The 12,063-nt window shown below is 36.6% G+C and carries 13 protein-coding genes; 4 read left to right on the top strand and 9 right to left on the bottom strand.

Annotation, left to right across the window (positions count from 1 at the left end; genetic code table 11):
• Positions 1-85: 85 nt before the first annotated feature.
• Positions 86-964 carry an NAD(P)H-binding protein gene (locus tag ACTJIP_RS05890; protein ID WP_077418904.1) on the bottom strand — a complete coding sequence of 293 codons (879 nt, stop codon included), beginning with the start codon at positions 962-964 and terminating at the stop codon, positions 86-88.
• 82 nt (positions 965-1,046) lie between these two features.
• Here ACTJIP_RS05890 and ACTJIP_RS05885 point away from each other — a divergent pair, with 82 nt between their 5' ends.
• The gene (locus ACTJIP_RS05885; protein WP_077418905.1) at positions 1,047-1,475 is read left to right on the top strand and encodes a winged helix-turn-helix transcriptional regulator; all 429 of its coding nucleotides are present in this window, start codon (positions 1,047-1,049) and stop codon (positions 1,473-1,475) included.
• Positions 1,476-1,530: 55 nt separating this feature from the next.
• Here ACTJIP_RS05885 and ACTJIP_RS05880 read toward each other — a convergent pair whose 3' ends face one another.
• Positions 1,531-2,583: an NAD(P)-dependent alcohol dehydrogenase gene (locus ACTJIP_RS05880; protein WP_077418906.1), complete on the bottom strand. Its 1,053-nt coding sequence runs from the start codon at positions 2,581-2,583 to the stop codon at positions 1,531-1,533.
• A gap of 23 nt (positions 2,584-2,606) precedes the next feature.
• Complete coding sequence (locus ACTJIP_RS05875; RefSeq protein WP_232539107.1) at positions 2,607-2,822, bottom strand: cupin domain-containing protein; 216 nt, start codon at positions 2,820-2,822, stop codon at positions 2,607-2,609.
• Between the two features lie 319 nt (positions 2,823-3,141).
• Between ACTJIP_RS05875 and ACTJIP_RS05870 the strand changes: the two genes are divergently transcribed.
• The 3 genes from ACTJIP_RS05870 to ACTJIP_RS05860 all read left to right on the top strand — a co-directional run bounded on the left by ACTJIP_RS05870 (position 3,142) and on the right by ACTJIP_RS05860 (position 6,031).
• Complete coding sequence (locus ACTJIP_RS05870; protein WP_219071807.1) at positions 3,142-4,044, top strand: helix-turn-helix domain-containing protein; 903 nt, start codon at positions 3,142-3,144, stop codon at positions 4,042-4,044.
• A 235-nt stretch (positions 4,045-4,279) separates the two neighbouring features.
• Positions 4,280-5,617, top strand: a complete 1,338-nt coding sequence (locus ACTJIP_RS05865) for a carboxylesterase family protein (protein ID WP_219071806.1) — start codon at positions 4,280-4,282, stop codon at positions 5,615-5,617.
• A 246-nt stretch (positions 5,618-5,863) separates the two neighbouring features.
• On the top strand, positions 5,864-6,031 hold the full coding sequence (locus tag ACTJIP_RS05860) for a hypothetical protein (RefSeq protein ID WP_175627285.1): 168 nt from the start codon (positions 5,864-5,866) through the stop codon (positions 6,029-6,031).
• A gap of 133 nt (positions 6,032-6,164) precedes the next feature.
• Here the strand turns inward: ACTJIP_RS05860 and ACTJIP_RS05855 are convergent, their stop codons facing one another.
• The 6 genes from ACTJIP_RS05855 to lpxK form a co-directional block, all read right to left on the bottom strand.
• Positions 6,165-7,637, bottom strand: a complete 1,473-nt coding sequence (locus ACTJIP_RS05855) for an alpha-amylase (protein ID WP_219071805.1) — start codon at positions 7,635-7,637, stop codon at positions 6,165-6,167.
• 44 nt (positions 7,638-7,681) lie between these two features.
• Positions 7,682-8,779 (bottom strand): DNA polymerase IV, encoded by a 1,098-nt coding sequence (gene dinB, locus ACTJIP_RS05850; RefSeq protein ID WP_077418911.1) that lies wholly within the window; start codon positions 8,777-8,779, stop codon positions 7,682-7,684.
• Positions 8,780-8,964: 185 nt separating this feature from the next.
• Entirely contained in the window at positions 8,965-9,417 is a 453-nt protein-coding gene (locus tag ACTJIP_RS05845; RefSeq protein ID WP_219071804.1) for a GNAT family N-acetyltransferase, read from the bottom strand.
• 92 nt (positions 9,418-9,509) lie between these two features.
• Positions 9,510-10,025 (bottom strand): TlpA family protein disulfide reductase, encoded by a 516-nt coding sequence (locus ACTJIP_RS05840; RefSeq protein ID WP_219071803.1) that lies wholly within the window; start codon positions 10,023-10,025, stop codon positions 9,510-9,512.
• Between the two features lie 118 nt (positions 10,026-10,143).
• Complete coding sequence (locus tag ACTJIP_RS05835) at positions 10,144-10,959, bottom strand: purine-nucleoside phosphorylase (protein WP_219071802.1); 816 nt, start codon at positions 10,957-10,959, stop codon at positions 10,144-10,146.
• Positions 10,943-11,968, bottom strand: coding sequence for a tetraacyldisaccharide 4'-kinase (gene lpxK, locus ACTJIP_RS05830; protein ID WP_047386127.1), 1,026 nt, complete (start codon positions 11,966-11,968; stop codon positions 10,943-10,945). The genes ACTJIP_RS05835 and lpxK overlap by 17 nt, the downstream gene beginning before the upstream one ends.
• Positions 11,969-12,063: the final 95 nt, after the last annotated feature.

Here is a 12,063-nt window from a genome sequence, read left to right as displayed (position 1 = left end):
ATTCTTTTCCATGATTCTGGTAATTGATTGTTCCATCATTCTCAAAGGACCTAACCGAAACTTATTTTACAGATTAACGTGGAAATTAAAACTTAGAAGAAAACTCTTTAGCAAAACCCTCTAGCTTAACATTTCCTGTAACTGGAGAGCCATGATCAATAAAATCCTTCTGAACAACACCTGTTCTTATTCCTCTACCCATTTCAACATACAGATGAGCCATATCTTCAGGTAATCCGGCTTGAAGCATTCCGTTTAAAGAATCTTCATCAGAGAATTCTACCCATGGAAGTTCAGGCTTGTTAACAGAAGTTCCTAAAACTTTCGCAAAATCCGAAGCTGTTCTTACATCGCTTACAATATATCTGATGTTGTTGGTATTTCCATCTTTTACCAGTTCTTCAGCTGCTGCTTTGGCAATATCCTTGGGATGTACTACAGGTACTTCAATAGTTGCAGGATAATTACCACCAATGATTCCGGCATTTTGAATTAAAGGAATATCATTGAAAAAATTATTATAGAAATATCCGGCTCTTAAAAAAGTGAAAGAAGTATTTTCTACGCCGTTATATATTTTTTCAATATGGTGAAGACCTGCGATAGGACCGTTTTCTACAGGAGATTCTGCGCCTACACTGCTTAGCATTACAGCTCTTTTTACGTTGGCATTTTTTAAAGCTTCAGCATAATTTTTTCCTGCATTGGTAGTGTTTTCCACAATCTTATCCGGACTGATAGCCGGAGGTGTCATTACAAAAACAGCATCTGCACCTTCAAATGTTTGAGTTAAAAAGTTAACATCTGTAATAGAACCTATGGCTGGCGTGGCTCCCAGAGATTCAATATCCTGTTTTCTTGCATCGTTGCTGCTTACTACTGTAATAGTATGCCCTTCGGCAATTAATTGTTGCGCTAATGGTTTAGCTACATTTCCTAATGATCCTGTGATTACGATTTTCATATGTAAATATTTTTTTATTTCTGAGAACAAAGTTATATTTGTACTTACTTTTATACAAGTACTTACCCTAAAGTATGTAGATATGACCGCAATCAAAGAAAGTTCAACCATTCAGGAAAACAGAAAGACAGTGCAGGATTGCCCTGTAATGTATGTGATGGAAAGGATTGGAGGATTCTGGAAACCCATTATCCTGTTTAATCTTTCCACAGGAGAAAAAAGATACAGCGAATTGAAAAAAGCAATTCCTGCCGTAACGGAAAAAATGCTCATTCAACATCTGAAGCAATTAGAAATAGATGGATTGATTATCAGAACTGCAAAACCCGTAATACCGCCTCATGTTACTTATAAACTGAGTGAAGCAGGTAATGAGCTGGCTCCTGTTATTGATGCCATGGCAGCATGGGCTTTTCAGGATATGGAAAGAAATGATATCAAATGCACTGAAGGAAATAAATATATCGTGAATCAGGATCAGAATGCTTTTAGCCAAAATCTTAAAAAATAAAAAAACAGGCGCTTCAATCCGAAGCACCTGTTTTTGTTAATATTCTTCAAAAGAATTATAAAGACTGCATATCAATGACGAAACGGTATCTTACGTCGCTTTTCAACATTCTTTCATAAGCTTCGTTGATGTCCTGCATTTTGATCATTTCAATTTCTGAAACAATATTGTGTTCTCCACAGAAATCCAATAATTCCTGAGTTTCAGCAATACCACCAATTACTGAACCTGCTACAGATTTTCTTCCCAAAATCATAGGAACAGTGTTCAAAATAGGTTCCAGACCTCCCAGATATCCCACAAGAACATGAGTTCCATTGATGTTTAAAGTTGCCACATATGGATTTACATCATGTACATACGGAACAGTATCAATGATCACATCAAATTTTCCTTTTACAGCATCCATTTGTGCTTCATCAGTAGAGATGACAACATGATCCGCACCCAGTTGTTTTGCATCGTCTGTTTTTCCCGGAGTTCTTGAGAATAAAGTAACTTCAGCTCCCAATCCTTTTGCCAGCTTAATCGCCATGTGGCCTAAACCACCCAGTCCTACAACAGCTACTTTAGAACCAGGACCTACATTCCAGTGTTTTAAAGGTGACCAGGTTGTAATACCTGCGCAAAGAAGTGGTGCTACTGCTGCAAGATCAAGATTTTCAGGCACTTTTAAAACGTGGTGGGAATCCACAACTACTTTTTGAGAATATCCTCCAAAAGTATGACCTCCCAAATGTTTATCTTTTCCATTGTAAGTTCCCGTGAAGCCATTTAAGCAATACTGCTCAAGATCATGTTGGCAGCTGTCGCAATGTCCGCACGAATCTACGATACATCCAACCCCGGCAAGGTCACCTACTTTAAATTTGGAAACATCGCTTCCTACTTTAGTAATTCTTCCTACAATTTCATGTCCGGGAACTACAGGATACAAAGATCCGCCCCAGTCATTTCTTGCTGTATGAAGATCAGAGTGGCATACCCCGCAGTATAGGATTTCAATTTCTACATCCTTTGAGGTTACTTCTCTTCTTTCAATATTCATTTCTTTCAGATCTGCTGTGGTAGACTCTGCACCATAAGCTTTTACAGTGATTGTACTCATTTTTATATTTAGTTTATTTAGGTTTATAAATTGTTATATTCTTCATCCGTTACAGGCTGCAGCCATTCTATAACCCCGTTTTGAGTGTTGGGATTGATCGCGATATGGGTAAATTCACTGTCCGGGTCGGCACCATGCCAATGGATGATACCGGGAAGAATATTGACGATATCTCCCGGGTTCAAAATCTGTACAGGTTTATCTTTTTCCTGGTAGTATCCTGTTCCTGAAGTTACAATTAAAATCTGCCCGCCGCCATGAGAATGCCAGTTATTTCTGCATCCTGGTTCAAAAATGACATTTCCTATCTGGCAGTTCAGGTTGTCTTCATTGGGTTTCAGGATGTGAACCCACGCCGTTCTCCGGAGAAATAATCTGCAGGAGCTTTTTCCCCTTTTGGAAAGGTGGTTGTATTAAAAGTTTGCATAACGATACAAAAGTCGAAACTTTCCGGTAAACCACACTTATACAGATTACCGAATTACTTACCAATTTTACAGACCCTATTTCAGTTACATCAGAAAGTGGTAATTTTGAATAGTAATAAAAATATACTTCATGGAAAATCAGGAGGTTGAAATCTATAATAGTGTTTCGGAATACAATAAAATGGCCAATCATGAAACTCTGCATCCGCTGGTAAGTGTGATCGATTTTTCTAAATCTGATCCTATCTGCCAGCATAAAAGAAAATTTGGGTTTTATACCGTTTTTCTGAAAGATGTAATGTGTGGAGACATGCAGTATGGAAAACACAGCTACGATTATCAGGAAGGAACATTGGTGTTTATTGCCCCCGGACAGACCTATGGAATTTATAACAAAGATAAATATGTTCAGCCCGCAGGTTCCGCATTAATTTTCCATTCCGATTTGATAAAAGGAACAAACTTAGGTAAGAACATTAAAGAGTATTCCTTTTTCTCATATGATGTACACGAAGCCTTACATCTCTCTGAAAAAGAGCGGGAAATCATATTGGAATGCTTTAAAAATATTAAACTGGAATTGGAGCAGGCTATCGATAAACACAGCAAATCTTTAATTGTAAATAATATTGAGCTGTTTCTGAATTACTGTATGCGTTTTTATGACCGTCAGTTTATTACAAGAGATCATATCAATCAGGGAGTGATCGGTAAATTTGAAAATCTGGTAGATGATTATTTAAAATCTGAAAACCCTAAAAATATCGGTTTCCCAATGGTGAATTACTTTGCAGAAAAACTGAATTTATCTGCTAATTATTTCGGAGACCTGATTAAAAAAGAGCTGGGAATTTCCGCTCAGGAATTTATCCACAACAAACTTATTGATATTGCCAAAGAACAGATTATGGATCAGGCAAAAACAATTAGTGAGATTTCCTATGATCTAGGATTCAAATATCCACAGCATTTTACAAGACTCTTCAAAGCAAAAGTGGGTATTTCTCCAAGTGAATACAAAATCCTGAACTAAGATCTTTTAACACGAATAACACTAATTGTTTCACAAATAACACTATAACAATTAGTGGATATTAGTGCTTTCATTTGTGCAATTTGTGTTTAGATTATTTTCTGGATTTTTAACACGAATAACAGTCACTGTTTCACAAATGCCATAATAAGGATAGTGGAAATCTGTGCTTTCATTTGCGCAATTTGTGTTTAAATAATTAAATTTAAAGAGAAAAGTTTTCACCATTGTAAAGATGACACCAAATCAGCAAGAAACCTTTATTTTTGATACCCGTTTCGGGAGAATTATAGCATTGAAAGAAGAAGGAATTATCAGGGCTAAAAGTATCCGCTATGCCCATTCTGAAAGATTTCAAAAACCTGTTGCTGCAGAATCTTCATCATCAAATATTGTTGCTCCTGAAAAAACTCCGGTGTGCCCTCAAACTTTAAGTCCGCTTGTGGAAAAAATGATTGGAGCTACTCCTGTTGACAGTTTTGAAGCTGATGAATTTACACAGTATCTTTCAATTACCCGTCCTGAAACAGTTTCTGAAAATGAAAAACTTCCTGTTATAGTTTGGATTCATGGAGGATCTCATGAAATAGGCTGTGGTGATCTTGCCACTTCAGATCCCTCCGAATGGGTGAAAGAACAGCATGTCATCGTTGTTGCTGTTTCGTATCGATTGGGATTATTTGGCTTTTTGGGCGGAGATGAAACCAGGCCTGCTAATCTTGGACTCCTGGATATGATTGAAGCATTAAAGTGGATAAAAACCCATATTGCAGATTTCAGTGGAGATGAAAATAATATCACCCTTCTCGGGCAGTCTTCAGGAGGTGATGCGATTGCTCATTTAATGATTTCTGAAGGAGTGGAAGATTTATTTCAGCGTGTTATTATCCAGAGTGCGCCTTTGGGGTTACGCCATCAAAGACAGAAAATGGCCGCAGAATTTCTGAAAAAAACAGAAGCATTGAAAGATGAAACTGACGTGTTAAAAATGATGGATGAATACGGAAAATTTTTACCATCCATCATCAAATACGGTCTGAAAGCTGCGATGCCTTTTGGTACTCAATACGGATGTTTTCCTTTATGTAAAGAAGAAGAATCAGTGGGAATGTGGAAAAAGAATGCTATGAAATATGATGTGCTGATTGGTCTGAATAATAATGAAACTGCATTTTATCTCAAAACTTCTGAAGCTTTAAATAAATATTTTGGAACAGGGTTGGGATTAAAAATCATGGATAAAACTGTTGAGAAAACTACAGAATTTATCTATGGAAATCCAGCGAGGCGGTTTGCTGAAAATCTGGCTGATGCTGGCGGAAATGTTTATCTGTTCAGAATTTATTCAACATTAAAAGACAATCATATCGGAGCTTCTCACTGTATTGATCTTCCTTTGATCTTTGGTAACGAATCTGCGTGGAAATCTTCTGAAATGTTGAAAGATATCCCCTGGAGCCGTATTCATGAGAACGGTAAGAAACTGCGGGCTCTCTGGGCAGAATTTGCCAGAACCGGAAAAATTGCTGATACATCCGAAAAACCGGAAATCCTGGAAATCCGTAAGATGTAATTATATTTTTTCCATTGAAAAATCCTTTATATTAATACATATCCGAACTGAAGATGTAAACATTACCTTTTTAAAGGATGACAAAAAATCAATGAATTTTTGACGGATTATTTAGCTCTGTTTTTACTATTATATTATGATGTTATTATGGGTTATATATACTAAATCAAGTAGTTAGTGTTGAATATTGATTCGTAATTATAATTTTTAATGTATATTTAATTAGTAAACCATAAAATAATAATTATGAAAGCAAATAAAGATTTCAAAGTGAAAAAACTTAAACGTGAGGAACTGAAAAGTATAAAGGCTGGAGATCTGAATTGGGGTAAAGTATGCTGTACTTCCACCGAAGACGGGCAATGTTGTGAATGGGCTACAGATATTTGGAATTGCCGATACATCTATTGCTAATCTGCAGATCCTCATAAACTGAAAGAGGCTTCTAATGAGCGAAGCCCCTTGTCAAGGTTTTAAACCTTGACAAGGGGCTTATTCAGAATGACACTTTTGAGACAACTTCTTATATTTTTATTGAAATTTAATCTTATTCGGGAATCCAAACGCTTACATTTCCTGCCGGAACAAGGAAATTTCCCCATCCGTTTTCATCAATGGTTACTTTTTCTTTGAATCGTTTCAAAAGATCTTTAAATTTTTTACCAGTGTAAAGCTGTCCCACTTCCATAGGCTTGTTGTAAGCATCCTTATTGCTTAATACTACAGCACAACCTGAATGTTCATCATCACCCGTACGAACCCATCCAAGACAATTAGCATCCTCAAAATAATCCTTCTGGTCTCCATAAGCATGCTCTTTTCTGGCTTTTAATAACTCTTCTATTCCATCTACTTTAGGCATAAATATCTCCTGATCATGACCTCCGCGATCTTTATCCACATAATGGGCGCCATACAAATCAGGATAAAAAACGCATGGATATCCATCTTTTCTCAATAAGATTAAAGCATAAGCAAGAGGTTTAAACCAGGATTCTACGGGAGCTTCAAGGTCCTGGAGCGGCTGGGTATCATGATTGGCCACTAAACTTACAGAATGCATAGGATCTGCCTGAGTAAGAGTTTCATCAAAAATTCTTCGGAGGTCATAAGAACTTCCTTCTTTTGAAGCATTATGAAAATTATTTTGAAGAGAGCTGTCAAAAAGACTCATACAGCCTTCCGTCACCTCAATATACTTTTGAAGCAGATGAAGATATCCGGGAGCCCAGTATTCTCCTACAGCGAAGATATTTTTTCCGGAATTGGAACGAAGCATTGTGAGCCATTCTTTATAAAAATCGAACGAAATATGCTTCAAAGCATCCAGTCTGACTCCATCAAAATCAGTCTGATCAAAATACCACTTTGCCCAGCGATTGAGTTCTTCCCGTACAAAAGGATTCCGGTGTTCAATATCATTGTACATCAGGTAGTCGTAATTTCCTTTTTCGTCGTGAATCATTTCCTCCCAATCATTTCCATATTCAGACTGTATTTTATAAATGTGGGATTCCATACCTTCTGCGTAATCTACACCGCTGAAACAGGTGAAATTCCATTCAAAATCAGAATATTTTTTTCCTCTTCCGGGAAAGGTGAATTTGGTATAAGACTCGATTTCAATAATATCAGAAATTACTTTTTCTCTGTTTTCCTCATCTACTTTTACCACTTTGAATTTTTCCAGTTCATCACCTCCGGCTTTGTGTCCCAGAACAATATCTACAATCACTTGTATATTTTGTTTCTTTAGGGTTTTAATGGCTTTTGTATAATCGTTTTTAATACCATATTTTGTAGGTATGGTTCCCTTCTGGTCAAATTCTCCGAGGTCATAGAGATCATACGCATCATATCCGGTAGAATAACCGCCATTTGTTCCTTTATAGGCTGGAGGAAACCATACAGAAGTAATTCCAAGTTTTGCTAAGTATCTGGCCTGTTTTTCGGCTTCTTTCCACAATTTTCCGTCTCCTTCAGAATACCAGTGGAAAAACTGAATCATGGTTGGGTTCATAAATTTACTGATTTGGTTGATACAAGGTAGCGAAAAAATATGACCTACTCATTTTCAAATTCCTCAAACGGGATTTTTAGTTGAACGGAAACTTGTTTTTTTTCTTCCGTATTCAGTTGAGAGAGAGACAACCCGAGCAGGCGTACAGCTTTATCGAAAGGGCGGAGTTCCCATAGTTTTCTTCCCGTGCTGACGTACTGTTCTGGTGACGAGAAATAATCTTCCCTGGTGATACTCCTTGTGAAAAGAGAGAAGTCTTTATATTTTATTTTTAAAGTTAAAGTCCTTCCAAGAATATTATTTTTCTGCAATCTCTGATGAATTTCCTGAGCAAGGCTTTCCAGTTTTTCATTGATCTGCTGTTCATCCAGAAGATCTTCAAAAAAAGTTCTTTCCACCGCCACACTTTTCTGGATTCGGTGAGGTTTTACTTCAGAAGTATGAATACCGCGTACTACATTGTAATAATGTTTCCCGGACTTCCCGAAAAGTCTTACCAGATCTTCAAGAGATCTTTTTTTTAAATCTTTTCCTTTATAAATTCCTAAACTAAACATTTTGTTAGCGGTAACTTTTCCAACGCCGTAAAATTTTTCTACAGGCAGTTCTTCCAGGAAATGCTCCATTTTATCAGGATGAATTGTTTTCTGGCCATTCGGTTTATTGATGTCTGAAGCCACTTTAGCCAAAAACTTATTGACTGAAATTCCTGCAGATGCCGTAAGACCCGTCTGTTCAAAGATTTTCTGACGGATTTCTTTGGCGATCAGGTTGGCAGATTCCATTCCTTTTTTATTTTCGGTGACATCCAGATAGGCTTCATCCAGAGAAAGAGGTTCTACCAGATCAGTATATTCATAGAAAATCTCCCGGATTTTTTTGGAGATCTCTTTATATCTGGCAAATCGGGGAGGAACAAAAATAAGATGCGGACATTTTTCTTTTGCGGTTTTGCTGGGCATTGCAGAACGTACTCCATATTTTCTGGCTTCATAGCTTGCTGCAGCAACTACACCGCGATGCTGCCCTCCAACTGCAATAGGCTTGCCTTTCAATGCAGGATTATCATGCTGCTCCACAGAAGCATAGAATGCGTCCATGTCAACATGAATAATTTTACGAAGTGGCAAAGAAAAATCCATATACAAAGATATGGATTCCTTTATTTACGGTAAATTATTTTAAGAAGGGAAGTCTGAAGCTGGGAGAAGGAAGTTAATGAGGACGATATAAAAATTGAATGTCCATTTATTGAAAATTAAAAAAACTGATTATTAATTGCACTGAAATTACTTCCATTCTCGATCTTCCTGCTTCCATCGTTTTACTATTTCAGTCTCATGGTGAGAAGATGAGGTTCAAAACCTGCTTTTTCATAAGCTTTTATGGCAGATTCATTTTGAGCATATACATCAAGTCTTACTTCACTGATTCCCCTTGATTTTGACCAGGCAATAAGCTCATCTGTAATCACTTTATTGATGCCTCTTCCTCTATATTCCGGCTTTACATACATAAACCCCAGATAAGAATATTTCTCAAATTGATTGTAATATTTTTCTGACTTTTTGATTAGGGCATATCCTGATGCAACGATTTCGTCATTCTCTTCAGCAACAATTACCGTTGCTTCCGGAGACTGTATCAGATATTTTAAATCATAATAATGAATTTCTCCTTCTATAAGTGTACTGTTGAAGGGTCTTTCGGCAGTAACAACTCCCTGTTCAAATTCTAAAAGGATTTCTAAATCCTGTTCTGTGGCTTCTCTTGTGATCATGATGTTATTATATATCTTAAATTTTAAAACTCATTGAAAAGCAACGGTTTCAATGAGTTTTTTATGTTTTTTTGAAGGAAAATAGATGAAAGTTATTTTAAAAGTTTATCTATAGTTTGTTGAAGTTCAGGATCTTCAGGAGATATTGCATAATATTTTGCAATAGAAGATTTCTGATCAATCACCATATATCTTGGAATCCAGTTAAGATCCACATAATTATTAAAATCATTTTTCCACCCGGAAGCAAACCAATAATTTTCTTTGTGTTTCATGTCAAATCTTTCAAGACTTTTTTCAAACCCTTCTTTTGAACGGTCTAATGATAAAAATACAAAATCTATATTCTTGTTATTTTCTTCTAATTCTTTAGCTTTTGGTAGAGCATTTAAGCAATCCCTACACCATCCTGCCCAAAAATCAATGACCAAAACTTTTCCTTTATGGTGATCAAGAATCTGCTGAACTGTAATGGATTTTCCCTCTTCATCTTCCAGTTTCTGTTGTAAAGCTTCTTTTGAAAACCCTGTTTTAAGAACAGCAGGAGCTTTTTGTGAATAACTTATTCCAAAAATACCCATCATAAAAATTACTATCAACTTTCTCATTTTGTACAATTTCATGTGTACAAATCTAAACAATGAATTGCAATCTGAGATTGATTTCTGCTGAATTAGGAAAAATTTATAATATTGATGGCTTCTATGAGAATATTTGGATGATTTTTTATTGGTAATTTCTAATCAAACCTTTAACAACAGCAATTACATTGGGCATTGCTTTATTGGCTGCATTTAAAACTTCTTCGTGAGAAACGGCCAAAGCAATATCGGGTCCGCCAAGGTCTGTGATGACCGAAATACAGAATACATCCATTTCCATATGCCTGGCAACAATGACTTCCGGAACGGTACTCATTCCTACCATATCTCCGCCGATCGCTTTGATCATGCCATATTCAGCCGGAGTTTCAAAAGTTGGTCCCTGTAAGGCAACATAAGTTCCCTGATGGATTTTAATATGATGATCTGCAGCTGCTTGTTCTGCCACAGCAATCATTTTTTTGTTATAAGGTTCGCTCATATCCACAAAACGTGGTCCAAGCTCATCTATATTTTTTCCACGAAGCGGATGTTCAGGCATCATGTTGATATGGTCTTTCAGAATGACAACATCTGCAACGCTATAAGCTGGATTTACGCCGCCGCACGCATTGGAAAGAATAAGATTTTGAATGCCCAGTAAATGAAAAACTCTCACAGGAAAAGTCACAGTTTCCATAGAATGTCCTTCATAATAATGGAAACGGCCGCTCATCATCAGTACTTTTTTCCCTTCCAGGAGTCCATAAATAAGTTTTCCGGTATGTCCGGCCACTGTAGTCTGTGGAAAATGGGGAATGTCTTTGTACTCTAAAACATGGATTGGTTCTACTTCATTTTGCAATTTTCCCAATCCGGATCCTAAAACAACCGCAAAATCAGGGGATTCCTGAATAATATTTTTAATAAAATCTGCGGTCTCTTTAATTTTTTCTAACATAATCTAAGATGATTTGATTGAATTCTTCTTTCTTATCAATAAGTACATTGATAGGCCAGTAGTAAACAATATCTCTAAGATAGTCAAAAGTTTTCAGACGTACATAGTCTTTCTCAGTGGTTAATATCAGCTTATATTCTCCTAATTTTTTATACTCGGCAAGGATTTTTTTAATATCATCATCCGTGAAATTATGATGGTCTCTAAACTTTAAATGTTTCACCCTTTTTGAGAATTTTGCCAGATGTTCCAGAAGCGGTTTAGGATTGGCAATTCCGGTGATCAGTAAAATATCGTAATAATTCAGGTTGTTATCCGGAAGCATTTTATCTTTTCCGTATACATTTTCGTCATAACCAATGGATGAAAAGAAAACTTTCTGTCCGTAAGAAGGTCTTATTCTTGAGATATAATATCTTTTTGTTTCTTCAGTAAGTTCATCAGGACATTTGCTTACCATGATGATATTTGCTCTTTTATATCCGGCTCTTGATTCTCTCAGATCTCCGGCAGGAAGAACATAATCCTTGAAAAAAGGATCATTAAAGTCAGTCATCAGAATATTGAATCCAGGCTTGATCGCTCTGTGCTGCATAGCATCATCCAATACGAGAACTTCAAGGTCCATATCTTCAATTACTTTTTTGGCTCCGGGAACACGTTCTTCTGAAACAGCAATGACAAAACGGTTTTTAAAACGTTCAAAAAGCTGCATGGCTTCATCACCCACCATTTTGTAGTTGCTTTCATAGTTGGTTACTTCATAGCCTTTTGTCAGCCTTCCATAGCCTCGTGAAAGTACTCCGGTTCTGTAATGTTTGGATAGATATTGGGCAAGATACATCACCATGGGTGACTTTCCGCTACCACCCACAGAAAGGTTTCCGACATTGATTATCGGAGTTTTGAATTTTGTCGACTTAAAAATTCCCAGATCATACATTGTGTTCCGGATACCCGTTACCAAATGATAACCAAGGGAAAAAGGATAAAGGTACCATCTTTTCATACGATTGCAAAAATAGGAATTTTCGTAAGCATTTGGTGCAACATTCTCAAAGACTTTTCAACAAATATTTCGTTAAATTAAAGTATTTTTGTGGA

It is taken from the genome of Chryseobacterium sp. 22543 (genome assembly GCF_052044565.1).
GTDB lineage: Bacteria > Bacteroidota > Bacteroidia > Flavobacteriales > Weeksellaceae > Chryseobacterium.
The sequence above is the reverse complement of the archived record's forward strand: the minus strand, read 5'-3'. Positions and strand labels throughout refer to the sequence as shown.